This window comes from Serratia sp. PL7, from assembly GCF_945957435.1.
Map to the genome: position 1 here is coordinate 1,966,393 of NZ_CAMFLB010000001.1, position 25,587 is coordinate 1,991,979.

A 25,587-nucleotide genomic window follows, 5' to 3' on the forward strand; every position below is an offset into this window, starting at 1 on the left:
ACGAGATAAGCCGCATAAGGTCTGTTAATCCCACCTTTTGAAGAGTAATCTTCCGCTCCCTGAACGTCCGATTTGCCTCCTCCGTGTAAAGATTGATCGACTTTTATCCCACGTATAAATGTTGTAAACATGTTGCACAAAGGTGGCGTTATTGCACTACCTTACTAAAGCCGGACCAACCGGATAAATGTATAAAAAAGAGCCACTTCAGAGCTCACGACTTCACTAATGACAGGTAAAACAGGACATCATCAGATGGTAGATCACTCTAAAATAGCGACTGACGCGACGCCCGCTTCAGAAGATCATCTACGGCGAAACCTTACTAACCGACATATTCAACTGATCGCCATCGGCGGCGCCATCGGCACCGGTCTGTTTATGGGCTCCGGTAAAACCATCAGCCTGGCCGGCCCTTCGATCATCTTCGTGTACATGATCATCGGCTTTATGCTGTTCTTCGTGATGCGCGCCATGGGTGAGCTGCTGCTGTCTAACCTGGAATACAAATCGTTCAGCGATTTCGCCGCGGATCTGCTCGGCCCGTGGGCGGGTTTCTTCACCGGCTGGACCTACTGGTTCTGCTGGGTGGTCACCGGCATCGCCGACGTTGTGGCGATCACCGCCTACGCCCAGTTCTGGTTCCCCGGACTGTCACAGTGGATTGCTTCACTGCTGTGCGTGCTGTTGCTGCTCGGCCTTAATCTGGCGACGGTGAAAATGTTCGGCGAAATGGAGTTTTGGTTTGCGATGATCAAAATCGTCGCCATCGTCGGGCTGATCGTCGCCGGGCTGGTGATGATCGCCATGCAGTTCCAATCGCCGACCGGCACCGTGGCCTCATTCACCCATCTGTGGAATGACGGCGGCATGTTCCCGAAAGGCATCAGCGGTTTCTTCGCCGGCTTCCAGATCGCAGTATTCGCCTTCGTCGGCATTGAGCTGGTGGGCACTACCGCCGCGGAAACCAAGGATCCGGAGAAGTCATTGCCGCGCGCCATCAACTCGATTCCGATCCGCATCATCATGTTCTACGTGTTCGCCCTGATCGTCATCATGTCGGTGACGCCGTGGAACTCCGTGGTGCCGGACAAGAGCCCGTTCGTTGAACTGTTCGTGCTGATTGGCCTGCCGGCCGCGGCCAGCGTGATTAACTTCGTGGTGCTAACCTCCGCCGCCTCCTCCGCCAACAGTGGGGTATTCTCCACCAGCCGCATGCTGTTCGGGCTGGCGCAGGAAGGCGACGCGCCGAAATCGTTCGCCAACCTGTCCAAGCGCGCGGTGCCGGCCAACGGCCTCACCTTCTCCTGCATCTGCCTGCTGGGCGGCGTGGTGCTGATTTACCTGATCCCGAACGTGATGACGGTCTTCACCCTGGTGACCACCGTATCGGCGATTCTGTTCATGTTCGTCTGGACCATCATCCTGTGCTCGTATCTGGTTTACCGCAAACAGCGCCCGGCGCTGCACCAGAAATCGATCTACAAGATGCCTGCCGGCAAGCTGATGTGCTGGGTGTGCATGGCGTTCTTCGTGTTCGTGCTGGTGCTACTGTCGCTGCGCGAAGACACCCGCCAGGCGCTGATCGTCACCCCGCTGTGGTTCATCGTGCTCGGCCTGTCTTACGTGTTCTTGCGCAAGAAGAAAACCGCGTGATGTAAAAAGGGGCGGATCTCTCCGCCCCTTTCTTTCTACGCCTCTGCGCTAATCCGCTTCCGTCGCCACCGCCGCTTTCCCCTTGCGCCGTATGCGCAGCTCGCTGACTACCACCCCAATCACGATCAACGCGCCCCCCAACAACGCCACGCCCGGTAAACGTTCACCGGCGAGCCGCCCGACAATGCCCGCCCAGACCGGTTCGCCGGCGTAAATCACCGTGGCCCGCGTCGGCGAAACGCTGCGCTGCGCCCAGTTCATAGTCAGCTGAATCAAGGCGCTGGCCAGCCCCAGCCCAATGGCGCTGTACAGCAGGTAATCCGAATACGGCGGCGGCGACTCGCCGGTCGGCGCCATCATCAAAAAGGAGGCCAGTGAGGCGGTCGCCAGCTGCACAATGGTCACCCGGCGGATATTCACCTTGCCGGCAAAGGCACCGATCAGAATGATCTCTGCCGCCATGCCCAGCGTGCCGGCCAGCGTCAGCATTTCGCCAAGGCTCAGCGTCATGTCCGTGCTGCTCGGTGCCGCCAGCAGCATCAGGCCGGTAAAGGCCAGCAGAATACCGATCCACGACATGATGCCGGGGAACCGCCCCAGTACCAGCCATTGCAATAGCGGCACGATCGGCACGTACATGGCGGTGATGAACGCCGATTGGCTGCTGGTAATCGTCTGCAGACCGACGGTTTGCATGCTGTAGCCGAACATGATCGCCAGCCCGATCAGTACGCCCGCCTTCAGTTCATACAGGGTCAGGCCGCGCAGCACGCGCAGCGAAAACAGCGTCAACGCCAGCGTGGCGGTGGCGAAACGCAGACCGACGAAAAAGAACGGCCCGCTGACTTGCATCGCGTGATGCACCGCCAAAAAGGTGCCGCCCCAGATCATGGTGATGAAAATCAACACCGCTTCCGGCAACCTGATTTGCGGAACCACGGCGGAAATAAAGGATTTTTTTGCTGCTGACACCGGCTTGCCCTTCCTGCTGAGTGCAATATAATGCACAGATCCTGCCAGTATGAGATAAAGTCCGGCGATGAGCAATACGGCGCATAACGCGAAAACCGATCCCCCCAAGGTGCTGCAGTACCTGAGCAGCAATCTGCGCGGCTACCGCCAACAGGCGGGCCTGAGCCAGATGGCGCTGGCCGAACTTTCCGGCGTCAGCCGCCGCATGCTGGCGGGCATCGAGGCCGGCGATCGCAACGTCAGCCTGGCGGTGCTCGACAAGATCGCCGCTGCCCTGAAGATTTCGTTCACCGATCTGATCCAGGCGCCGGAAGCGCGCGGCGACCATCTGGTGGGGGAACTGGCCTGGCAAGGCGCGCAACCGGGCAGCCAGGCGCTGTTCGCCGCCAGCGTGCCGGCGCGCCAACGGGCCGAGCTGTGGGAATGGACGCTGATGCCGGGCGAGCGCTATGACTCTGCGCCGGACGCGGAAGGCTGGAATGAAATGATCTACGTGATTGCCGGTACCCTGACGCTGGAGTTGGAACAAGGCACGCTGACGCTCAGCGCGGGCACCGCACAAACCTTCAACAGCGATCAACGCTACGCCTACGCCAACCACGGCGATCTCCCGCTGCGCTTTATCCGCAACGTCGCCTTCTGACTGCTCGCCAGCCCGCGCCGGCGGCGGGTGTCGTGTCGCTGTCGTGCCGCTGTCGTGGCGCAGCTACCCCGCCCGCCCTACACTGAATGACAGTGACAGCGAACTCAGGAGTGCACCATGCAAAAGTATCGCATCAGGCCATTACGTCTGGAAAAAGGCTGGTCGCAGGAGCAGCTGGCGACCATCGCCGGCCTCAGCACCCGCACCGTACAGCGGATTGAAAACGGCGAACAGGCCAGCCTGGAAACCTTGACCGCGATCGCCGCCGCGCTGGGCGTGCAGGTCAGCAATCTCAACGCACAGCCGCAACAGACGACAATGGGGGAGGAGACGCCTGACGAACAACGTCTTCGTCGCCAGGTCGCGGCAGAAGGCAAACTGCTGAGCATGGCGGTGCGTTTCGCCGTCATCGGTGCGATATTGCTCGCTGTCAACGTCTTTACCCATCCGCACTATCTCTGGTCGCTGTGGGCGATCGGCGGCATGAGCCTCGCGCTGGTCATGCGGGCGGTGCGCACTCTGCTGCTTCGTAACGTCTTCAGCCGCTGGCAGGAACAGCGGCTGGCGCAAAAACTCAGGCGTCTGCCGTGAGCCTCAACCACTCGGCCAGCCGAGCCAGCGCGCTGCCGGGCACGATCGGCTGTGGCGACAGCAGGTAATAGCCGCTGCCGTCGGGCATAAAACCGAACGGCGCGCTCAACAAGCCGGCGGCCAGATCGTCTCGCACTTGCAGCCACGGGCCCATCGCAATGCCAAGACCGGCGACCGCCGCCTGCAGGCTGAAATAGAAATGATCAAAGCGCTGCTCTGGATGCCCCACCAAGGCCATCCCCTGTTGCTGCGCCCAATGCCACCAGGCATCCGGCCGGGTGGCGGCATGCAGCAGCTTCGCGCCGGGCCGCAAACTCAGCAGGCTGCCCTCAGCGATCGTCATCCTTGCCAATGCCCCGGGTTGGCACACCGGCCCAACCTTTTCACTGAACAGCGCCAGGCTATGCACCTCCTTTCCCCAATCGAAGTCATTGCGCCTGATCGCCGCCGTAATGCCGTCATGGAACGAAAACGGCCCGCCACCGGCCACCAGCTGTAAGTTGATGTCCGGATGCGCCTGCTGAAAAGCCGGCAGACGCGGGATCAGCCAACGCATCAATAAGGTCGGTTCACAGGACAAGACCAGCGGCGCGTCGAGCGCCTGCTGACGCAGTTCCAGCGCGGTATGATCCAGAATGCCGAAGGCCTGCTGCGTCGCCTGAAACAGCTTGCGCCCCGCCGCCGTGAGCAGTACCCGCCGATGGCGGCGCTCAAACAACGCCACGCCCAGTTCCTCTTCCAGCGCCCGCACCGCCCGGCTGACGGCGCCATGCGTCAAATTCAGCCCCTGCGCCGCCTGCGTAAAACTTTCCAGCCGCGCGGCGGCCTCGAAGCAGCGCAGTCCGCCCAACGGCAACGGCCTGCCGGTTTTGCGTGAGTTTTTCTCACCGATATTGTCACTATTCATCGTTTGTCACCGAGAAAAATTACTCTTATAAATCAGTCACTCTATTGTTAAACATCGCAAGGATAACTATGACTGAACTCATCGCTGTCGTCACCATTACTTTACTCGCCGTGATAAGCCCAGGGCCGGACTTCGCCATGGTCTCGCGCAACAGTCTGCTGCTCTCACGCCGCGCCGGCATATTGACCGCCTGTGGCATCGGCGCCGGCGTACTGGTTCATGTCAGCTATACGCTGATTGGCGTCGGCGTGTTGATTCAACAATCGCCCTGGTTGTTTAACCTGCTCAAAGGCATCGGCGCCGCTTATCTGATCTATCTCGGCTTTACGCTGCTGCGCAACGCGGCGCATCAGGATGCCACGCCCAGCACCGCGCCGGCCGCCATCAGCGATTTCGGCGCGCTGAAAACCGGCTTTTTCACCAACGCGTTAAACCCGAAAACCACCATTTTCATCGTCAGCCTATTCATGCAGGTCGTCTCTCCGCACACCCCGCTCGGTGTACAAATTGGCTATGGCCTCTTTATTGCCGCCGTCCATGTGTTCTGGTTCGCTGCCGTTGCGTTGCTGTTTTCCGCGCCTGGCGTCAATGCGCGCTTTTTGCGTTTACGCCGCGGCATCGACCGCACCTTTGGCGGGCTGCTGATTGTCTTTGGCGCCCTGTTGGCGATCGCCGGCATCAGGTAACGCCACGACGCCAAGTTCGTCATTCGCTTCTATGCTTATCAGGGGTTTTTGTTAATCATCTGAGCGGGAGTACGAAACATGACGAAACTGTTGGTGCTTTATTACTCAATGTACGGCCACATCGAACGCCTGGCGCAGGCGGTGGCTGAAGGGGCGAACCGTGTCAACGACGTGGACGTGACGATTAAACGCGTGCCGGAAACCATGACGCCGGAGGCCTTCGCCAAAGCCGGGGGCAAGCAACACCAGCAGGCGCCGGTCGCCAGCCCGCAAGAACTGGCGGACTATGACGGCATTATCTTCGGCACGCCAACCCGCTTCGGCAATATGGCCGGGCAAATGCGCACCTTCCTCGATCAAACCGGCGGGCTGTGGGCTTCCGGCGCGCTGTACGGCAAGGTAGGCAGCGTCTTCTCCTCCACCGGCACCGGCGGCGGCCAGGAACACACCATCAGTTCGACCTGGACCACGCTGGCGCACCACGGTTTCATCATCGTACCGATCGGCTATGCGACGCAGGAGCTGTTTGACGTTTCGCAGGTGCGAGGCGGCACCCCGTATGGCGCCACCACCATCGCCGGCGCCGACGGTTCGCGGCAGCCGAGTAACGAAGAGCTGACCATTGCCCGTTATCAGGGCGAACACGTGGCTAAAATCACCGCCAAGCTGAAAAGTTAAGCACCCTCCAGCCCCCGTGATCCAAAGGGCCGCGCATTCGCACGGCCCCATCTTGTTGCCAACCCGCCGCAAGGTTAGAATGCCCCTCCCCCGGCCATTCAGCGTCTGAAGGCCAGGCCCGAATTCGTTCTGCCCGTCGCTCATCCGCTTTCAGCCCGAGGACGGGCGTTCTGTTTTTTGCGCACAGCGAAGGGAATAAGTCAGTGTCTAAAGATTTTGATGAACTAATAAGAGACATGGATCTTATTATTGAAAATGTAGACAGCTTCAAGGCTCTGGCTCCGCGCGCGCCCGAGCCGGCTCCGGCCCCGCCGCCGCCGGTTCATCACTACGACTCGTTCTGCGAAAACATCGCGCTGAAAGTCGTCTTGAAGGTGCTGCTGTCTTCGGTGGACAAGATAGTCAAAGTACAGATCGCCAACAAGGTCGAGCAGGAAATCGCGCAGATCGAACAGCAGGTGGTGCGCGCCGGCGGCGGCCCGGTATCACCGGACGATCTGGCGCAGATGACGCATTACGTTCGCCGCACGGTCAACGACCTGCTGGAGTAATCCTCCCCCCCCTTTGAAACGGCGTCTGTTGGACGCCGTTTTCATTTCTGCCGCATTTCACGTGCGGCTTGGCTGTACCATGACTGACACATTCACAACATGAATATGTTGCATTGTTGTATTCGTTTCACTGCGATAAGTTTAATTTACTGTAAATATATACAGTGTTTTTAACTTATTGAGGATATGAATATGCGCTTTAACAACAAGATGTTGGCCCTGGCCGCCCTGCTGTTCGCCGCACAGGCGTCGGCCGACACGCTCGAATCCATCGACAACTGCGCGGTCGGCTGCCCGACCGGTGGCAGCAGCAACGTGTCTATCGTGCGTCATGCTTATACGTTGAACAACAACAGCACCACCAAGTTCGCCAACTGGGTGGCCTATCACATCACCAAAGACACACCGGCCAGCGGCAAGACGCGCAACTGGAAAACCGATCCGGCGCTCAACCCGGCGGACACGTTAGCGCCCGCCGATTACACCGGCGCCAATGCGGCGCTGAAGGTCGATCGCGGTCATCAGGCGCCGCTGGCTTCGCTGGCGGGCGTTTCCGACTGGGAATCGCTGAACTACCTGTCCAACATCACGCCGCAAAAGTCCGATCTTAACCAGGGCGCCTGGGCGCGGCTGGAAGATCAGGAACGCAAGCTGATCGATCGCGCCGATATCTCCTCGGTCTATACCGTGACCGGGCCGCTGTATGAACGCGATATGGGCAAACTGCCGGGCACCCAGAAAGCGCATACCATCCCCAGCGCCTACTGGAAGGTGATTTTCATCAACAACAGCCCGGCGGTGAACCACTATGCCGCCTTCCTGTTCGATCAGAACACGCCGAAGGGCGCCGATTTCTGCCAGTTCCGCGTGACGGTGGACGAGATCGAGAAGCGTACTGGCCTGATCATCTGGGCCGGTCTGCCGGACGACGTGCAGGCTTCGCTGAAGAGCAAGCCCGGCGTCCTGCCGGAGTTGATGGGCTGCAAAAACTGACGAAAAAACCCGCCGAGGCGGGTTTATTTTTCATACGGGCGCCGGCGGTTTATTCCGTCAGCGCCTTTTGCGCGGCGGCCAACTCACGCTGCCGGGGCGACGCCACCGCATGATCGCGCGCCAACAGCGTGTACACCGTCGGCAGCACGAACAGGGTAAACAGCGTGCCCACCAGCATGCCGGAGACGATCACCAGCCCCAGCCCAAAGCGGCTGGCGGCACCGGCGCCGCTGGCGAACAGCAGCGGGATCAAACCGAACACCATCGCCCCGGTGGTCATCAGCACCGGCCGCAGGCGAATTTGCGCCGCCTGCAAAATCGCGTCGCGCCGCGTCAGCCCCTGATGCATCTGCAGTTCGTTGGCGAACTCCACCATCAAAATACCGTGCTTACTAATCAGCCCGATCAGGGTCACCAGCCCGACCTGGGTATAGATATTCATCGTGGCGTAACCCAACGCCAGCGGCAGCAAGGCGCCGCAGATCGACAGCGGCACGGTGATGAGGATGATCAGCGGATCTTTCAGGCTCTCGTACTGCGCCGCCAGTACCAGGTAAATGATCACCAACGCCGCCAGGAACGCGAACGCCAGCGCGCTGCCTTCCTGGGTATATTGGCGCGAATCCCCCTGCCAGTCATGGCTAAAGTCGGCCGGCAACGCATTCGCCTGCCGTTCGAGGAAGGCCACCGCTTCGCCCATCGAAACGCCGGGGGCGGGAATGGCCTGCAGGGTGGCGGCGTTCTGCTGGTTAAACTGAGTCAGCTTGTTCGGTTCGACCTTAACGGCCACCGATACTACGGTGGAGAGCGGCACCAGCGTATTGTCCTGGGTGCGAACGTACTGCCGCGCCAGCGCCTGCGGCGTCAGCCGCTGTTCGCGCAGACTTTGCGGGATCACGTCATAGGCGCGCCCGTCCATGCCGAAGCGATTGAGGTAGTTCTCCCCCACCAGCACCGCCAGCGATTCGCCGATGTCGCTCATGCGGATCCCCAGGCTGTTGGCCTTGGCGCGATCGATATGCACCTCCGCCAGCGGGTTGTTGTAGTCCAAATCGCTGTCCACCACCATAAATAGGCCGCTGTTTCTGGCGTTATGCTTCACCTCTTCCAGGGTGCGGTACAGCTGCGGGTAGTCCTGCGGCGTACGCAGCACCATCTGCACCGGCAGCCCCCCGGTGGAACCCGGCAAGGCGGGCAGTTGGAAGGCGAAAATGCTGGTGCCTTCGACATCGTTCACCGCCCGTTGCAGATCGGCCTGCACCACCGACGCCGAGCGCTGGCGCGCCTGCCACAGCGTCAGGTTGATACCGCCAATGCCGGACGCCGTGCCGTCGCTGCCGTTGATGATCCAGCGGCTTTCGGTTTCCGGCATGCGGTTGTAGACCTCATCCAGCTTGTAAGCAAAGCGTTCGACATAGTTCAGGTTGGCGTGCTGCGGCGCCTTGATGGCGGTCAGTACGATGGCCTGATCCTCGGTCGGCGCCAGCTCGCGCTGCGGCATCAGGTACAACAGCGGCAGGCTGATCATCACCAACAGCGCCAGCGTCCCAGTCAACCAACGGTGGTGCAGCGAGAAGTCCAGCGCGCGCGCATAACGCCGCGTCAGGCCGCCGAAGAACCACTCGGCGGCGCGCGCCACGCGCCCTTCGCTCTGTTTGGCCGGCAGCAGGAGCGAGCTCATCACCGGCGACAGCGTCAGCGCCACCACGCCGGACACCACCACCGCCCCGGCCAGCGTCAGCGCGAACTCGCGAAACAGCGCGCCGGTCAGCCCGCCCATCAGGCCGATCGGCGCATAGACCGCCGCCAGCGTCAGCGTCATGGCGATCACCGGCCCCGCCACCTCGCGTGCGCCGATCATCGCCGCCGCCAGCGGCGTTTTCCCCTCTTCGATATGGCGATGTACGTTCTCCACCACCACAATGGCGTCGTCCACCACCAAACCGATCGCCAGAACCATCGCCAGCAGCGTCAGCAAATTGACGCTGAAGCCGAAGGCCAGCATCAGCCCTGCAGCGCCAAGGATCGACAGAGGAATGGTCACCACCGGGATCAACACGGTGCGCAGCGACCCCAGACACAGATAGATCACCGCCACCACGATCGCCAGCGCTTCGAGCAGGGTATGCACCACTTCATCGATCGAGGCCTGAATAAAGCGCGCGGTCTCGAACGCCAGCGCCATCTTCACGCCCGGCGGCTGCATCTTGTCGATCGCCGGCATCAGGTGACGAATGCCGTCGACGATCACCAGCGGGTTGCCGGTCGGCGTAGGGAAGACGCCGAGGAACACCGCTGGTTCGCCATCCATCAGGGCACTGGTTTCGGTGGCCGCGGCACCTAGCTCCACGGTGCCAACGTCTTTCAAGCGCACCAGGCCGTTGCCGTCGTTGCGCACCACCAGATTGCGGAACTCTTCCACGCTGGTGAGATCGGTATTCACCCGCACGTTGGCAACCACGTACTGCCCTTTTACCTTGCCCGGCGCCGCCTGGTAGTTGTTGCGCCGCACCGCGTCGGCCACGTCGGCGGCAGTCAGGCCGCGGCCGGCCAGCCGATCGCTGTCCAGCCACAGGCGCATCGCCATTTTTTGCCCGCCAAACACTTCCACCTTGGCGACGCCGTCGATGGTGGTGAACATCGGCTCCACCACCCGCGTCAGGTATTCGCTCAGCGCCGGTGTGGACAGCGTTTTACTGGAGAAACCGACATAGGCCACGGCAGTAGCTTCACCAGCGGACCGCTCAATCACCGGATCGTAAGCCTGCTCCGGCAGCTTGTAGCGCACCTGGTTGACCTTGGCCATCACTTCGGTCAGCGCCTGGGTGGAGTCGCGGTTCAGCGCCATACGCACCGTCACCACGCTGCGCCCCTGCACCGACGAGGAAGAAAGGTAGTCAACGCCCTCGACGGACGACACCGCCTGGGCGATTGGCTGCGTGACAAAGCCCTGCATCAGCTCGGACGACGCGCCGGGATAGTCGGTGCTGATGGTAATGGTAGAGTTTTCCAGCAGCGGGTATTGGCGGATCGGCAGTTTGCTGAGCGCCAGCGCGCCGAACAGCAGGATCAGGGTGCTGACCACCAGCGCCAGCACCGGCCGGCGCACGAACAGATCGGTAAATGTCATCGGTCTCTCCTCAGGAACCGGCCGGGGCGGCGTTCAGGGTATCCTGCGCCACCGGCTCGGCCGCCATGCCGTCGCTCAGCTTGAGCTGGCCCGAAGTCACCACCCGATCGCCTTCCTGCAGGCCGCTGACTATCTCGACGCGCCCGTCGTTGCGCTCCCCCACGGTGACCGAGGCGCGCTTGACCGTCATGCCCTTTTCACCCTGCTGCGCCAGAAACACGGTATCGCCGTACGCCGTATAGGTCAGCGCCGTTTCCGGCACCGTCAGCACCGCCACGCGTTGCCGCTGCGTGACGCGAATGCCCGCGTACATGCCCGCCTTCAGCAATCCCTCACGGTTGCTCAACGTCGCCTGTACCTGCACGGTGCGGGATTTGCCGATCATCGGGTCGATAGCGGTAATGGCGGCGGGGAAAGCGCGATCGGGATACGCCCCAACCTGCACCGACACCGCCTGCCCCAACGCCAGCCCGGCGCTGCTTTGTTCGTCCAGCGAGAAATTGACGCGCAGCGTATCGGCGTCCACCAGGTTCGCCACCGCCTCGGCGGCGTTGAGGTATTGCCCTTCATGCACGCGGCGAATGCCGATGGTGCCGGAGAACGGCGCTCGGACCGCCTTTTGCGCAATTTTGGCCTGCGTTTCCTGCACCGCACCGAACGCCATATCCCGCTCGGCCAGCGCATCGTCCAGCTGTTGCCGCGCGGTAGCGTTGAGGTTCATCAGCTTGCGCATGCGCGCCAGCAGGAGATCGGCATTGCGCAATTGCGCCTGCAGGCGCACCAGCTCAGCCTGTTCAACCGCATCGTTAAGCTGCACCAGCAGTTGCCCCTGCCGCACCGTTTGGCCGGATTCGAACAGAATGCGTGTGATGCGGCCGCTGGTCTCTGCCGCCACTTCCACCTGGCTGGCCGCCTCCAGCTCGCCCACGCCGGCATAGCTGCGTGCCGCCTGCTCACGCAGGGCGGGCGCCAGCGCCACTTTAACCGGCGGATAGGCCGGCGCGCCTTCGCTTTGTCGCGCGGTGGAACGCATCGCAACGGCGGCGACGGCGAGTGCCGCCAGCAGCGCGGCAATAATGAGGTATCGTTTCATCATGTAACGGTTTCTTCCTGATTTTACAGCCAAAGCCATCCTTCCCCCGACGCAGCGCAGGGAGGTGACGAGAGATACCGGTTGCCAAGCCCGGCTGGCTGCACTATAAAACCTCAGGTTAACTTGAGGTCAAGTTGAGGAAGACAAAATGGCAAGAAATGAACCGATTGACGCCAATCGGCTATTGACCGTTAGGGAAGTGGCGAAACGCAGCGGCGTGGCGGTATCCGCGCTGCACTTTTACGAAAGCAAGGGGCTAATTCAGGCGATGCGCAACGCCGGTAACCAGCGCCGCTACACGCCGGTGGTGTTGCGCTACATCGCGGTGATCAAGATCGCGCAAAGCGCGGGCATTCCGCTGGAGGAGATCCGCGCAACACTGGGGCGTTTTCCCACCGGCAGCAAGCTAACCGCCGAACAATGGGGAATTTTGTCCTCCTCCTGGCGCAAAACGCTGGATGAACGCATACAGCGGCTGACGGTGCTGCGCGATCATCTCGACAGCTGTATCGGCTGCGGCTGCCTGTCCCTCGCCGACTGCCCGCTGCGCAACCCAAACGATATTTGGGGCCAACAGGGTGCCGGTGCGCATATTTTCGAACGCCCGGCCGATCATGGGTGAGCAGATGCTCTCCCTGCGGGCCAACGCACCCGCCTGTGGAATAGCGATTACACTCGCTCATCCGCTGCCAAAATGAACTGATGAAAACGTTGAATCTCCAGCTTACGCATGGCGTTCATTTTATGCTGGCTGACGGTTTTCTCGGAAATACCCAACGCCTTAGCGACGCCGGTATTCGGTTTTCCCGCCAGCAGCATGGCCAACACCGAAAGCTCGCGCGGCGACAGGCTCTGCCCTTTGCAGCTCGCGGTGAACATTTTTATCGCCTCAACGAACGTCGTAAGACCGATGTTTTTTTTCAGACAGTTAAAATTCGCCAGGCGCGGCGTTTCCACGCCGGTTAAGACGATCGTATTGTCAGGCCTGTCGATAATATGCGATAAGAAATTCATAACCCGACAGATAGACGAGAAAGAGACGATGACCACTTCTGCATGACAAGACATGGCATGTAATCCACGACGTGCAGATGAATGCAGACCAATAACTTCAACGCCCTCCAACGACTTCAAGATCTGCGATATGCCATAGAATAAATAGTAATCATCAGAAAATATAGCCACTCGCACAGGATCACCCCATTGCTATTTGTCATGGGCGCGTTTTTAACAACGCCCCCATGGCAGTCATGCCAATTAACTTTATTGGTTCGACTTACTTAAGTGAAGAACATAATGAGATCAGCAATGCAGACAGCGATGAAAGATATTTTTCATCCAAATTCATAATGCCATCTTCACTGTATTTTACGTTATTATCTAGAATTTCATGAATACTCTCGACGGCGCATACGGCATCCTTCCAAACTACACGCCGCCCGAAAGGTGAAGCGCCGAGATATTGCGCGCTTTGGCGAAAAGCAACGATAAAATCGCGCAGTATATCGAGCACAATCAATACTTCCTCCCTGCTGACACACCGCTTCATTTGCACTTTATCCAAGAAAACGCTGAGCGTGCTTTGTAAGGAAAACAGGCTCTTGAACAACCCGCCGGCGATATCCTTCGGTGTTTTCACGCTGGTTGATATGACAAAAGGGAGCTCTCCATGCTGTGAAATATATTGATAAAGCCCATTTATCGCCGTCGTCGGCTTAATATCCAAACCGCGAAGAATGACATCAACCTCATCTTTTAGCGATTTTTCCACTTTGACACCGATCTGGATTTGTTCCGTCATACAATTCATCCTCAACATAGAGATCCGGATTAAACACCAATATTATTCAAGTAAATAATATTCGCCACCAATTACCATGTTAAGATTTTTCTTATATGTGGCAACCTGTTTTTTATTATTAAAAATAACAAAAGAATCATTTATATATAATGTTAAGCGTGGCCGATGTATTAATTCCCCCACTGCTCATTGTGGTGGGGCTGTAAGGATAATAATAGGCCGCCATGCCGATGGAAAATTGCGCATCCAAGGCATTACCGGTTACCACATGAAATAATGAAGTCGCCGCACCTGGTGCCACGCTGGAAAGCGACAGCGTGACGGGATTATTAGGCGAAGCCGTCTTGACCAGCCGGATGCCAATGCCTTTTGCCGCCTCAGGGCTTTTATCTATCAAAACCGTATTATCTGAAGCCAACAGATTATTGCTGGATAAAAACATATTGATATCCCGATCGGCCGTGCCGCCGCTTTGCCGATTCTGACAGCTGAAATTCAGTGTAAAGGGCGTCAGGCCATTTTGCGCCCCCTGAGTAATCTGCGATATCCCCAACGTCGGCAACTTCACTGCCAGGCCGGCATTGTCGAAAGTGCAGGTCGTCATCTTGGGCGCATACTTGATGGTCATCGGCTGTCCGTACATGTCGCGCTGATCGTAAGGCCAATTGAAGCCGTTGAGCAGCCAGGTCAAGATCTTCACCAACTGCTTGGCGGGCCACAAAATGATCTCCAGCAAAGACATCCCGCTCAGATCGGTCACGAACATCACGTCCTTAAGGCTAACCGTGTCGCCGGGTATCGATGTGCCCGTCTTGCTGACCAGACTGAAACGGATATTCATCGGCTGATTCAATTCCGAAGCGGAGTGCGATCCCCAACCGCTAAGCTTTTTGTTGGCGATGTCGTTGGTTATTTCCGCGCGTATCCAATATTTACCGCTGTTGAATCCCAGAATTGTCGCCTTCGTGCTGTCGGTTGACAGGATACGCGTATAGCCTAATTCGCTGCTCGAGGTTGAACAGCTAAATGAACCGCTGTATTGCGTATAAAAACTGCCTTCCCAGACCGGTGTCTTATCGCTGAGCTTATCCGACAAATCGACGTAGATCGGCGGCGCATATTGGATGCCATTGCCGTAGCATGAAGCGTAACTGTAACCGCTGAACAATAGGGACAGCGTCAGTGCGAGTATCCTGAGCATGGTGTAATTATCCTTTATCGACATGTGTTGGCTGCGCTGTCCATCGATATTTTCGGGCGTTCAATCTTGCAGACACCGTCATTCAGCCTGACTTCCAGCGACGTTGGCTGCTGTTCAACCCGTAGATACAGGACGCTGGCCTGCCCGACGAAGCCAATGGCATTCCCACTTTGATCCGCCACCTCCGCACCAAATGGCAGGGGTTTATTGCCGCGCTTAAAGGCGCGCAGCGTATAAGGCCGACGCTGATCGGTTTCAAATCTCAAATAGTTGACGGCGCCGGCATAGGGCACACTGTTGGCGATATTGCCGACGATCTCGGCGCCGGAGCTGTTGCCGGTATCCGACAATGTCACGGAGTTTTGCCGGTAAGGCGTGGCGTAAGGCACCAAAGCCAGCCCTTCGTCGTTAGTGACGATGCTCTCGTCGCCGTTCACCATCAGCCCTTTGGCCTTGGGCGCGTCCACCACCATCATGGTGTTGCCCATTTCGTTGGACGCTAGCAAATGCCAAGGGATCGCCACCAGGCTGCCGCGGGCGCTCATGCCCAATTGTCGATAGTCTGATGATTCACTGTAGGAGCCGCCGACAGTCGTCGCGTTGGCGCGATAGGCGGCATTCACGCTCGCCATGCTGTTGCCGCCGCTTTGATTGCTGCCGGCAAGCGCATAACTCAGACGGTTTGATTCCAGCGCATTGCCGCTCAGGCTCAGCGAGCTTTGCTGATAGTGCGAATCGGTGGCGGATAAGCTGGTGCTGAGATAGACATTGTTGTCGAACATCGACAGCGGCACGCTCAGAGAGAGATAAAACCGCGTCTCTTCTTTGCGATCGGAATTTCTCACGCGACTCGCGGAAATGTTGTAACTGACGCGCGAGAAGGCGTTTGAATACCCGAGCTGGTATTCCCGGCTTTTATTCGTATCCGACCAATAATCGCGTTGGGTGCCGGAGAAATAGAGCGTGCCCCACCCGTCTGCGAGCCTCTGGTTCAGGTTCAAATTGAAGGTATTGCGTGGACGAGCGGCGCGAACGGCGTCCCAGGTATTCAAATCCAACGGGGCAAGCTCATCGTCATCCCGATCGTTCCAATAATCGTGAAAACGCTTGTCACGCTCGCGGTAACCTTGATGGGTGTAGATGGCATCGTTAAAGCTGTAATAACCTTTGGTCGAATAACGGTATGCCGCCAGCGTGAAGTTTGTTGCGGTAGCGTCCAAAAACTTGCTGTAGGCGATCCGAAAACTTTGCCCATTTTCATTGCGATCCTGCAAATGCGTCGAGGCCTGAGTCACATCGACGGATACCGCGCCGAACGGCAGATTCCAGCCACTGCCCAGCAGCCAGGCGCGATAGTCCTCGCTGAGGATCGTACCGACGTAACCGGTGACCAGGTTATTGAAGCCATACTGCAGCGTGCCCTGCGCGAAAGCGGGCGCATAGTCGGTATCCGCCTGATTGACCTTACCGGCCACCAGGCCGTATTTGCTGACCCCCTGCTTCAACATGTTGGGAACGGCGGAAAACGGTACGGTAAAGGATTGTTCCCGCCCGTCGGCTTCCTTGACCACGACCAACAGATCCCCCGCAGAGCCGGTCGGCAATATGTTATCCAGCGTAAAGGAGCCCGGCGGCACGTTCTCCTGATAGATGAGGTTGCCGTTTTGCAATACTTTCACCAGGGCATTGCTCTGCGCCACGCCCCGTACTATCGGCGAAAAACCCTGCTGCGAATTGGGCCGCATGTTGATATCCGAGGCTAAAGCGCCGCCCCGCACCCGAATCGAGTCGAACAAGTCCCCCGGCGAATAGAAATCGCCCATCGTCAGGTTCGATTTGATGGCGGCGAAGCCACGCTGCACATAGCGAGTATTATTTTGCCAATCGCTACCCTGTCGCGAACTGCTGCGGAAATTGCTGCTGTCTCTGAATTGCCAACCCGCCAGATTGATCCCCGATTCCAAACCGGTATAGAAATCGTCGTTTGACGCCTTGTCGCCCTGCAACGACTGCACGTGGTAATAGGTGGCGTTATAGGCCAGCAGCAGCGCAGGCACGCCGCGATCCCAAAATTTGGCGTCAACATAGCCGGCCTCTGCGCGAATCACTCGCGACTGAGGCACCGTCAGCTTAAGGCTCAACGTCCCCACGTCGAAGTCGGCCCTTCCTCCTTGCACCAACGTTTGGACGGGGATCGGTTCCTTGTCTCCCCCGATGGACAAACTACTCATATCGATGCCCAACAGGGCGGCGTCACGATGGGCGATGCGAATATCGCCTTTATGTTCGCCGAACTGCAACGAGAACCGCCCTTTCCAACTCTGGTTGACATACACGTCGACCGTTTGCGTGCCTGCCGGCATGTCATTATTGAGGTAAAAACGCGACAGGTCGGATTCGCTGGACGCGCCGGCCAATAGAGAAGTGTCGAATTTCATCGCCGAGACTTTATTTAACGGAATGAATACAGATGCGGTCAGTATCGAAAGCAATTTTAGTTTAAGCTTCATGGCCGTTCTTCACGTTAGCGGGCTGTAATGGCTTTAGATTTATAAGCCCCCAGGTCGTCGATATAGAGCAGGGTGTAGGGAATGTTCCGGCTCACACCAACTTTGGTCGGAACAAAGAGGCTGGAATATGGCCCGACCATCACTGAGTCAATCAACAGATTCTTTTTGCCTTTCTGATCAACATTGGCCAACGTAAAAAAGTAAGGACCTTTGTTGATAACCTTAAATCCCTTCCCTGCCGCCTGGAGTTCAATGAAGTCGGTGATGTTATTTGCGCTGCCGGTTAACCCTGCCGGGCGATAAAATAGCTTGATGCGCGATTTGATGGCTAATTGCAGCGTATTGACCCCTTGCAAATTTTCCGGCGTAGGCGGGATATCCAGCACATTCAAATAAAATACCGACTCACGACCGCCGGGGAGCGCCGCGCCCATTTTTTGTATGCGTAATTGCTGGCCATTATTTCCGGCAACTTTTACAACCGGCGGGGATAACAAGAACGGCACGTTTGCCGTTTCAGGCGTCGAGTTGATATCACCATCATCAATCCATGCCTGCACCAGTGCCGGATCGTCACCATTGTTGACTAACTGAACGATAACATCCTTGTTTTTTTCCGGATAAATAACGCGCGTTCCATTAATTACAATATTGGCATCGGCGCAAAAGCTGCTGAGAAACAATCCAGCAAAGATTAAGCACTGTTTCATAGTCACCCCAGATGCCAGGCCTTTGCCTTGGGCACAGGCCTGGCTTAATTGCAATTACAGGTAAGAAATGGTGTACGTCACGTTGGAACTCAATTCCCCCACTTTTGCTTCCAACGCATTGGTCTTGTAGTAATAGGCATCCAGCGTCAGCGTTTCGGCATCTGGCGCCGTTTTATCGCCTTTGATCTTGGTGACATAAGGCACGTTCAACGGAATCGGCGTGGATGAACCCGGCTCGGCCAGAGAAAAACCGACGTTTTTCGCTACGGCGGCGTCGCTTTCATTCACGGAGCTGTTCAGCAGATATTTTCCGTCGGTAGAGATATTATTCGCCGAAGAGAAGTAGATCTTCAGCGGCGTACCGGCCGTTCCCGCCGCCGGCGTGCAGCCGGAGAACGTCAGCGAGAAAGATTTCTTGTTTTTGGTGATGGGGCCGACAACGGTGCCCGCATCCGTCACGGAAATCGGGCTGAGCGCAACGGTAAAATCGGCGCTTTTCCCGCCATTGATGGTACAAGTGGTATCCGTAACGGCACCGCTAAACGAAATAACGCCACCGGCGGAATTATCTGCCGCCGTTGCGCCCACAGATGTTAACGCGGCAGCCAATACCGCCAAAGAGATGCCTTGCTTAATCATAATAAACCCCATTACTTTCTTCGCTGAGAGAGCATATATAAAATGACCTACACCATTAAACCGTTTAGAGGCTAACGAAGCTTAGGCAATAGCAGAGTATTGACAGCATCCTGCCATCTAAAAGTTTATATGTGGCGGTATATATTTATATATATCCAAGTGTATTCTAAAAGATATCCGGCAATGGGAAAAATCTCATTCACCGCCAGATGCAGAACATATTAATTCCAAAGACAAAAAAAATGCAACATCGAATCAAATAATTTTCATGACCATAAAAAAACGAATCGCGCAATGAGCGGAAAGATACGCGCCTTAAAAGAGTGAGTACGACAGGATACTTGCTGCGCAGGTTAAATAAATGTCGCCGTTTCCTCATAAAGCGCTTGTGGCATAAAAACAAAAAAACCATTGAAATAAAAAGAAAAAAACACATAAAGAAAAATCTTAGATTCCTTCCCCCCTTCTCCTCCCACGTAAGGTTTAGTTTTCCTCTACCTTAAAAATTTTCCGACCCACCGCTATAGGAGCAGCCCGAAAATGCGACACTCTTTGCATATCAATATCCAGACACACAAAAAACAGCGCCCACACTTTTCTTCGTTCAGTCGATAAGGCTGAATTCTTTCAGAGAAAAATATACCCTCCCATATAAATATAAATCCCACTTTTAAAGTACATTTAAAAATATACCGAAAGGTAATTCATTTAAATAAATCGCCGTAAGGGTAAAGCAAGATAGGGGAAAAGGGCTGCATCTCAAGTAACGGCAGGAATAAAAAACCCGAGCGCCACAGGCTCGGGTTTATAGCAAAACACACATTTGACGATCAGAGCGGCTTTTCAGTCCGTACAATGCCGTGATTCTTCATCACTTCTTCCATCGTAAGGCTATCGTCATACGGCGTCTCATCCACCACGACGTCTTGCGGACGCACATAAGGTTTGGTCGCACGTTTGAACATCCACCACCACACGAATACTAGGAAAGCGCCGGACTTCAGAAAGATCATGGTCCATAAGGCGACTTGATACCAGTTCATCTCTGTCTCCATAGAGCATTAAGCGAAAATAGATAAGGCGGCGTTGATTATCGCGCCGGTCACGCCTGACACGAGCAGGCACCCGAGCAGCCGACCTTGATAAACGCATAATCTCACCGATGCGTGGCCCTTATCAATAGCCGATCGCGTTTCCTGGAAAGGCTTGCCGTTTTCTCCGCACGCAAAAGCAAAAAACCCCGTGCTCAGAGAGCACGGGGTCAGAATGTATGGCGGAGGAGCAGAGATTCGAACTCTGGAACGGTTTCCCGTCGACGGTTTTCAAGACCGTTGCCTTCAGCCACTCGGCCACCCCTCCGCAACGACGCGCACTATAAACAGACCTTATTCGCTTGTAAAGCCCGGGTGCGTTCAACCGCGCGAAAAATCAGCGAAGGCGCGGCAAACGGCGAACAAACACGCGTCCGCATCCCCGCTGTTGCCGTAATGATAACTAAGGGTAAAGATTGGTAAACAAACTTTAATCAACCGCTTGCGCTGCCTATTATCGGGATTATTTTGTGATGGCTTGATAAGAGAGAGCATTATGGACCGCATTGTCGTCTCATCTTCTTCGCGCGACTCGCTGCTCAGCACGCATAAAGTCCTGCGCAACACCTATTTCCTGTTATCCCTGACCCTGGCCTTCTCAGCCCTGACCGCCACCGCCAGCACGATGCTGGGGCTGCCGGCGCCGGGCTTGCTGCTGATGCTGGTTGGCTTCTACGGCCTGATGTTCCTGACCCATAAACTGGCCAACAGCCCAGCGGGCATCTTGGCGGCGTTCGCGCTGACCGGTTTCATGGGATATGCCCTCGGCCCAATCCTCAGCTCGTTCCTGAACGCCGGCGCGGGCGACCTGATCATGCTGGCACTGGGCGGCACCGCAGCGGTGTTCTTCTGCTGCTCGGCGTATGTGCTGACCACCCGTAAAGACATGTCGTTCCTGTCTGGCATGATGATGGCCGGTTTTGTGGTGCTGCTGGTGGCGGTGATCGCCAACCTGTTCCTGCAGATCCCTGCCCTGCACCTGGCTATCAGCGCGCTGTTCATCCTGTTCTCCGCCGGCGCGATCCTGTGGGAAACCAGCAACATCATTCATGGCGGCGAGACCAATTACATTCGCGCCACCGTTAGCCTGTACGTGTCGCTCTACAACATGTTCATCAGCCTGTTGAGCATTCTGGGCTTCGCCCGCAGCAACTGATCGCGTGTTACACCTGCCTTCCAGGCCCCGCTCCGGCGGGGCTTTGTTTTTTGCGGCTGAAAAAATTTGCTAAACTGGCGGCCGTTCCGAATTATCCGTTATCGAGGCAGTATGTTGGAGTTTGAAGGTCAGGTTATTGACACTGACGCGCAGGGCTATCTGAAAAACAGCGCCGACTGGCATGAAGGCCTGGCGCCGCTGCTGGCCGCGCAGGAAGAGATCGTGCTCACCGAAGCACACTGGGAAGTGGTGCGCTTCGTGCGCGACTTCTATCAGGAATTTAATACCTCACCGGCTATTCGCATGCTGGTCAAAGCGATGGCACAGAAATATGGCGAAGAAAAAGGCAACAGCCGCTATCTGTATCGCCTGTTCCCGAAAGGACCGGCCAAACAAGCCACCAAGATCGCCGGGTTGCCCAAACCGGTAAAATGCATCTGACCGCACCGCCCGCAGCGCCGCTGCAGGCGAGCGTTTAATAGCGAATGCCGAACCCATCGTAGTCAGCCACGCCCTGCGGCTCCACCAGCACGCGTTCGACGCGCGCGCTGCGCGGGCCGCCCTGTTTCAACCACTCCACCAGCCTATCCACCTGCGCCTGTGTGCCGCAGGCCACCACCTGGACACTGCCGTCATCAAGGTTGCGCGCATAGCCGGCCACCCCCAACGCCTCGGCCTGCCGCTGAGTGGAATAGCGAAACCCCACCCCCTGCACCACGCCATACACATACGCAGCAATGCAAACTTGTGTCATAATCGCCCCCTGTTATCTTCTCTAAAGAATAAAGGTGTATTGAGTATAGAAACTCAATACAAAGGATAAAGAGACAAGCGAGCGGAGAACAACAATCTGTCTAATAGAGGCCTGCATAAAAAGCAGACAGCCGAGTCCCCTCGGCCAGGATAGACCTTCTATTTTTCAGTCGGTGGCCAATTGGCCCTTTCCCCGTAAAAGAAAGAGTCGATAAATCTGCTTTTGCCACGTAAGCGGATAAATATGATGACAAGAGCGAAAATAATGGCCGTTACGCCGAGATAAAAACCTAACGAATCCTTAGCGACCATTGCTCCGACAAGCAAAATGGGCAACACATGCCAAAGATAAATAGGCAGAGATACCTGCCCCACTTTGACCACAAAGCCCTCATCTCTCAGCTTCAGACGCTTACACAAACTCACCATCAATAACAATAGTGCAGCATTAAATACAAACCATGAGGCGGCATCCAGCAGTGTCCCGTTCGGTTCATAGTACCCCAATATGCCTACAGATAACGCGATAGCGAACAACGCCAGCGGGTTACCGTAAAAATTCTTATCCCCGACCAGGAAACCTAATAAAAAGAAGGAGTAGTAATAATAGAAACGCTTATCACCAATGAATTTCAGCCAGGCATATTGGTTTTCCAGCGTGTCGGCGTAACAGTACCAGACAATAGACAATACGGCGGAAGTGAACAGAAAGAAACCGAGTAAGAAATTACTCTTGTAAATGACCATAGTATATAGCACAAATATGACCACTGCTGGGATATACCAAAGATGATAGTAGGGGTAGAGAAACAGACCGATGAGTTGCTTTAAACCTACTTCTTCTGAGGAGTAAAGAGAATAAACACTGTAAACAATGAACGCAAAAAAATAAGGGATAATCATGCGCCACTGATACTTTTTCAGCACGCTAATCACGCCGCCATCAATAAAATGACGCCGAACAAAGTAGCCCGTCACCCCGAGAAAAAGCGGCATGTGGAAATAATATATTGCCCCACGTAATCCAACATCAGCACTGCCAGGCAATACATGTCCCACGATGACGAGCAAGATAAGCAACCCTTTCAAAAAATCAAACGATAAGCTTCTTTCTTTAGTCATTTAAGAAAAATCCTAACATCTAAATAATAAACATCAGGTGCTCAATAACAGATTAAGTTAAGATTTTTGTCAATGCGAAAAAACCTAAAAATCACAAAAAACTTACAAAAAACTTACAAACCCATCGCCCGGAGGATAGGCTTTCCTCCGTGAGGCAAACGACAGTCTGAAGTCAATTACTACGATAATAAAAACTATAATAATCAATTAATTAACAAATTACCCCTCTTGAATGATAGGCTCTGCTTGCTCAAAACAAAGCGACCCGGTGTCGTTGTTCAAACATGACGTCGAGCTGCCAGACAACCGCGCTATCTCGATGTCGAGTAAAGCCGTCTGCTCTATCGTCAAGGATGGAAGAAACGTTAATGGCTTTTATTTTTCAATTTATCGAGCGACGTTGTAATGTTAGAAAAATCAACCGACTTGCGAACGACCTTCGTTTTATAACGATCATCATATTCAATCTGAGCACTCTTTACCTTTAAGAGCATCTCAATCACTCTGTCCGCTTGTTCACCATCGAAGCCAAAAGAACGGTTGCCGTAAAACCGCTCACCGTTGATCGACACTGCACCTGAATTTGGGTTCGCTGTGGGTGGGAATGAAATCTTATAATGCCCAGCCTGAATAGAAACCTTTAATATCCCATCACTTATAGCATTTTCATTCTCACTAAAAACCCACTCATTAGCTAATACTGTGTTAGCCGACATCAAAAAAATTAAAAATAAAAACAACCTCACTGGTGAACTCCCTTCAACTTATATTGTGCAAACAGTCAACAACACTATTAATTAAAATAAAAACATCACTCTCAGCCTTATTTACTATAAAGCTTAACGCCCCTGTCGAATACCGACGTCTACAGATAACGAGGCGCCTTCGCACGCTGTTCGACGTGCTTTCATCTCTTCCTCGCTATAATACACCTATTTAAGTCGCCATTTCTTCCGTTTAAAGACTGCACTTTCTCTCTCTTCGGTGTGACGCCAGCAGAGATAACGCGATACAATCCGCACCAACTCGGTAGTGAACACCGTAGGATTCAGCTATGATGACGAACTTATTTTGGCAACTTTTTAAACCAGCCAATTAACCCATTGAATAAAAAGTAGTTTAACCATGCGCTTATATCTCGCCAAAGGACGTGAAAAGTCCTTACTCCGCCGTCACCCTTGGGTGTTCTCCGGTGCCGTTCAACGCGTTGAGGGCAAAGCCCACTCCGGTGAAACCATCGATATTCTCGACAGCCAGGGCAAATGGCTGGCTCGCGGCGCCTATTCGCCCGAGTCGCAGATCCGCGCACGCGTCTGGACTTTCCAGCAGGATGAAGAGATTAACATCGATTTCTTCATTCGCCGCCTGCAGCAAGCGCAAAGCTGGCGCGATTGGGTCGCACAGCGCGACGGTCTGGACGGATACCGTCTGATCGCCGGCGAATCCGACGGCCTGCCGGGCATCACTATCGATCGCTTCCAGAATTTCCTGGTGCTGCAGCTGCTGTCCGCCGGTGCCGAATACCAGCGCCCGGCCCTGCTTTCCGCCCTGCAGCATTGCTACCCGGAATGTTCGATTTACGATCGCTCCGACGTTGCGGTGCGTAAAAAAGAAGGCCTGCCGCTGGCGCAGGGCCCGGTGCTGGGCGATCTGCCGCCGGAACTGCTGCCTATCACCGAGCACGGCATGAAGCTGCTGGTGGACATTCAGCAAGGGCACAAGACCGGTTTCTACCTCGACCAGCGCGACAGTCGCCTGGCGGCGCGGAACTACTCTGCCGGCCGCCGGGTGCTGAACTGCTTCTCCTACACCGGCGCCTTCGCCGTTTCCGCTCTGATGGGCGGCTGCGCACAGGTGATCAGCGTGGATACCTCGCAGGCAGCGCTGGACATCGCCAAACAGAACGTCGAGCTCAACAAGCTCGATCTGAACAAGGCGGAGTTCGTTCGTGATGACGTGTTCCAACTGCTGCGCAACTACCGCGCTCAAGGCGAAAAATTCGATCTGATCATCATGGATCCGCCTAAATTCGTCGAGAACAAGAATCAGCTGGCCAGCGCCTGCCGCGGTTACAAGGACATCAACATGCTGGCGCTGCAGTTGCTGAATCCAGGCGGCATTCTGCTCAGCTTCTCCTGCTCCGGCCTGATGCCGACCGACCTGTTCCAGAAAATTTTGGCCGATGCCGCTGTAGATGCCGGACGTGATGTACAATTTATAGAACAGTTCCGCCAGGCTGCCGATCACCCGGTGATCGCCACGTATCCTGAGGGGCTGTATCTGAAAGGCTTCGCTTGTCGGGTGATGTAACTTGAAATGCGCTGCCTTGCCCCCATATATGAGCAAGGCATTGTTTCTCAGGAGGTCATCATGATTGCCAGCAAATTCGGTATCGGACAACAGGTTAGGCATAAACTGCTGGGGTATTTGGGCGTCGTGATCGATATCGACCCGGAATACTCTTTAGAACAACCCAAAGCTGACGAGATAGCGGCGAACGACGAACTGCGTTCCGCCCCTTGGTACCACGTGGTGATGGAGGACGAGGAAGGCCAACCGGTGCATACCTATCTGGCGGAAGCGCAGCTGGATGGCGAGCCCCAGGAAGCGCACCCCGAGCAACCATCGCTGGATGAACTGGCGGAATCCATCCGTCACCAGTTACAGGCGCCACGTTTGCGCAATTGACCGCGCCAAGACCTGA

The 25,587-nt window shown here is 55.8% G+C and carries 26 protein-coding genes and 1 tRNA gene; 12 read left to right on the plus strand and 15 right to left on the minus strand.

The window, feature by feature from the left end; genetic code table 11:
• Nucleotides 1-255: 255 nt before the first annotated feature.
• Nucleotides 256-1,656 carry a D-serine/D-alanine/glycine transporter gene (gene cycA, locus N6G83_RS09555; RefSeq protein WP_043141829.1) on the plus strand — a complete coding sequence of 467 codons (1,401 nt, stop codon included), beginning with the start codon at nt 256-258 and terminating at the stop codon, nt 1,654-1,656.
• A gap of 48 nt (nt 1,657-1,704) precedes the next feature.
• Here cycA and N6G83_RS09560 read toward each other — a convergent pair whose 3' ends face one another.
• Entirely contained in the window at nt 1,705-2,628 is a 924-nt protein-coding gene (locus N6G83_RS09560) for a DMT family transporter (RefSeq protein WP_025302334.1), read from the minus strand.
• Between the two features lie 67 nt (nt 2,629-2,695).
• Here N6G83_RS09560 and N6G83_RS09565 point away from each other — a divergent pair, with 67 nt between their 5' ends.
• Nucleotides 2,696-3,271, plus strand: a complete 576-nt coding sequence (locus N6G83_RS09565) for a helix-turn-helix domain-containing protein (RefSeq protein ID WP_089180753.1) — start codon at nt 2,696-2,698, stop codon at nt 3,269-3,271.
• A gap of 117 nt (nt 3,272-3,388) precedes the next feature.
• Entirely contained in the window at nt 3,389-3,862 is a 474-nt protein-coding gene (locus N6G83_RS09570; protein WP_025302332.1) for a helix-turn-helix domain-containing protein, read from the plus strand.
• On the opposite strand, the gene N6G83_RS09575 is transcribed toward N6G83_RS09570, so the two are convergent.
• Nucleotides 3,846-4,769, minus strand: a complete 924-nt coding sequence (locus N6G83_RS09575) for a LysR family transcriptional regulator (RefSeq protein WP_043141837.1) — start codon at nt 4,767-4,769, stop codon at nt 3,846-3,848. The genes N6G83_RS09570 and N6G83_RS09575 overlap by 17 nt on opposite strands.
• Before the next feature lie 68 nt (nt 4,770-4,837).
• Between N6G83_RS09575 and N6G83_RS09580 the strand changes: the two genes are divergently transcribed.
• The 4 genes from N6G83_RS09580 (at nt 4,838) to N6G83_RS09595 (ending at nt 7,677) form a co-directional block, all read left to right on the plus strand.
• Entirely contained in the window at nt 4,838-5,455 is a 618-nt protein-coding gene (locus N6G83_RS09580; RefSeq protein WP_043141841.1) for a LysE family translocator, read from the plus strand.
• A 78-nt stretch (nt 5,456-5,533) separates the two neighbouring features.
• Complete coding sequence (gene wrbA, locus N6G83_RS09585; RefSeq protein ID WP_025302329.1) at nt 5,534-6,133, plus strand: NAD(P)H:quinone oxidoreductase; 600 nt, start codon at nt 5,534-5,536, stop codon at nt 6,131-6,133.
• Between the two features lie 236 nt (nt 6,134-6,369).
• Nucleotides 6,370-6,684, plus strand: a complete 315-nt coding sequence (locus N6G83_RS09590) for a hypothetical protein (RefSeq protein ID WP_016928271.1) — start codon at nt 6,370-6,372, stop codon at nt 6,682-6,684.
• Between the two features lie 192 nt (nt 6,685-6,876).
• The gene (locus tag N6G83_RS09595) at nt 6,877-7,677 is read left to right on the plus strand and encodes a DNA/RNA non-specific endonuclease (protein ID WP_015377376.1); all 801 of its coding nucleotides are present in this window, start codon (nt 6,877-6,879) and stop codon (nt 7,675-7,677) included.
• A 49-nt stretch (nt 7,678-7,726) separates the two neighbouring features.
• Here the strand turns inward: N6G83_RS09595 and N6G83_RS09600 are convergent, their stop codons facing one another.
• Together N6G83_RS09600 and N6G83_RS09605 are read right to left on the minus strand one after the other, a co-directional pair.
• Nucleotides 7,727-10,807: a MexW/MexI family multidrug efflux RND transporter permease subunit gene (locus N6G83_RS09600; protein ID WP_127146680.1), complete on the minus strand. Its 3,081-nt coding sequence runs from the start codon at nt 10,805-10,807 to the stop codon at nt 7,727-7,729.
• Between the two features lie 10 nt (nt 10,808-10,817).
• Nucleotides 10,818-11,903 carry an efflux RND transporter periplasmic adaptor subunit gene (locus tag N6G83_RS09605; RefSeq protein ID WP_025302327.1) on the minus strand — a complete coding sequence of 362 codons (1,086 nt, stop codon included), beginning with the start codon at nt 11,901-11,903 and terminating at the stop codon, nt 10,818-10,820.
• Nucleotides 11,904-12,048: 145 nt separating this feature from the next.
• Between N6G83_RS09605 and soxR the strand changes: the two genes are divergently transcribed.
• Nucleotides 12,049-12,522 carry a redox-sensitive transcriptional activator SoxR gene (soxR, locus tag N6G83_RS09610; RefSeq protein WP_260515219.1) on the plus strand — a complete coding sequence of 158 codons (474 nt, stop codon included), beginning with the start codon at nt 12,049-12,051 and terminating at the stop codon, nt 12,520-12,522.
• Between the two features lie 47 nt (nt 12,523-12,569).
• Here the strand turns inward: soxR and N6G83_RS09615 are convergent, their stop codons facing one another.
• The 8 genes from N6G83_RS09615 to N6G83_RS09650 form a co-directional block, all read right to left on the minus strand.
• On the minus strand, nt 12,570-13,085 hold the full coding sequence (locus N6G83_RS09615) for a LuxR family transcriptional regulator (RefSeq protein WP_197538605.1): 516 nt from the start codon (nt 13,083-13,085) through the stop codon (nt 12,570-12,572).
• A 91-nt stretch (nt 13,086-13,176) separates the two neighbouring features.
• A complete protein-coding gene (locus tag N6G83_RS09620) occupies nt 13,177-13,701 on the minus strand; it encodes a hypothetical protein (protein WP_049204270.1) in 525 nt (174 codons plus the stop codon).
• A gap of 136 nt (nt 13,702-13,837) precedes the next feature.
• The gene (locus tag N6G83_RS09625; protein WP_260515583.1) at nt 13,838-14,902 is read right to left on the minus strand and encodes a fimbrial protein; all 1,065 of its coding nucleotides are present in this window, start codon (nt 14,900-14,902) and stop codon (nt 13,838-13,840) included.
• A gap of 14 nt (nt 14,903-14,916) precedes the next feature.
• Nucleotides 14,917-17,412 (minus strand): fimbria/pilus outer membrane usher protein, encoded by a 2,496-nt coding sequence (locus N6G83_RS09630; RefSeq protein ID WP_260515221.1) that lies wholly within the window; start codon nt 17,410-17,412, stop codon nt 14,917-14,919.
• A gap of 14 nt (nt 17,413-17,426) precedes the next feature.
• Nucleotides 17,427-18,122 carry a molecular chaperone gene (locus N6G83_RS09635; protein WP_025302321.1) on the minus strand — a complete coding sequence of 232 codons (696 nt, stop codon included), beginning with the start codon at nt 18,120-18,122 and terminating at the stop codon, nt 17,427-17,429.
• Nucleotides 18,123-18,176: 54 nt separating this feature from the next.
• Nucleotides 18,177-18,773 (minus strand): fimbrial protein, encoded by a 597-nt coding sequence (locus N6G83_RS09640; protein WP_369825806.1) that lies wholly within the window; start codon nt 18,771-18,773, stop codon nt 18,177-18,179.
• 818 nt (nt 18,774-19,591) lie between these two features.
• Nucleotides 19,592-19,804 carry a hypothetical protein gene (locus N6G83_RS09645; RefSeq protein WP_025302319.1) on the minus strand — a complete coding sequence of 71 codons (213 nt, stop codon included), beginning with the start codon at nt 19,802-19,804 and terminating at the stop codon, nt 19,592-19,594.
• 228 nt (nt 19,805-20,032) lie between these two features.
• Nucleotides 20,033-20,120 (minus strand) — tRNA-Ser (locus N6G83_RS09650).
• Nucleotides 20,121-20,348: 228 nt separating this feature from the next.
• On the opposite strand from N6G83_RS09650, the gene yccA reads away from it, so the two are divergent.
• Nucleotides 20,349-21,008, plus strand: a complete 660-nt coding sequence (gene yccA / locus N6G83_RS09655) for an FtsH protease modulator YccA (protein ID WP_004928091.1) — start codon at nt 20,349-20,351, stop codon at nt 21,006-21,008.
• 111 nt (nt 21,009-21,119) lie between these two features.
• Entirely contained in the window at nt 21,120-21,449 is a 330-nt protein-coding gene (gene tusE / locus N6G83_RS09660; RefSeq protein WP_004928095.1) for a sulfurtransferase TusE, read from the plus strand.
• A gap of 34 nt (nt 21,450-21,483) precedes the next feature.
• Here tusE and yccX read toward each other — a convergent pair whose 3' ends face one another.
• From yccX to N6G83_RS09675, 3 genes are all read right to left on the minus strand, one after another.
• The gene (gene yccX, locus N6G83_RS09665) at nt 21,484-21,762 is read right to left on the minus strand and encodes an acylphosphatase (protein WP_060432835.1); all 279 of its coding nucleotides are present in this window, start codon (nt 21,760-21,762) and stop codon (nt 21,484-21,486) included.
• A 158-nt stretch (nt 21,763-21,920) separates the two neighbouring features.
• Nucleotides 21,921-22,883, minus strand: coding sequence for an acyltransferase family protein (locus N6G83_RS09670; protein WP_260515224.1), 963 nt, complete (start codon nt 22,881-22,883; stop codon nt 21,921-21,923).
• A 365-nt stretch (nt 22,884-23,248) separates the two neighbouring features.
• On the minus strand, nt 23,249-23,629 hold the full coding sequence (locus N6G83_RS09675) for a hypothetical protein (RefSeq protein WP_260515225.1): 381 nt from the start codon (nt 23,627-23,629) through the stop codon (nt 23,249-23,251).
• A gap of 379 nt (nt 23,630-24,008) precedes the next feature.
• Here N6G83_RS09675 and rlmI point away from each other — a divergent pair, with 379 nt between their 5' ends.
• Complete coding sequence (gene rlmI, locus N6G83_RS09680; protein WP_197770821.1) at nt 24,009-25,193, plus strand: 23S rRNA (cytosine(1962)-C(5))-methyltransferase RlmI; 1,185 nt, start codon at nt 24,009-24,011, stop codon at nt 25,191-25,193.
• Nucleotides 25,194-25,253: 60 nt separating this feature from the next.
• Nucleotides 25,254-25,571, plus strand: coding sequence for a heat shock protein HspQ (gene hspQ / locus N6G83_RS09685; protein WP_004928104.1), 318 nt, complete (start codon nt 25,254-25,256; stop codon nt 25,569-25,571).
• The last annotated feature ends 16 nt before the right edge of the window (nt 25,572-25,587 follow it).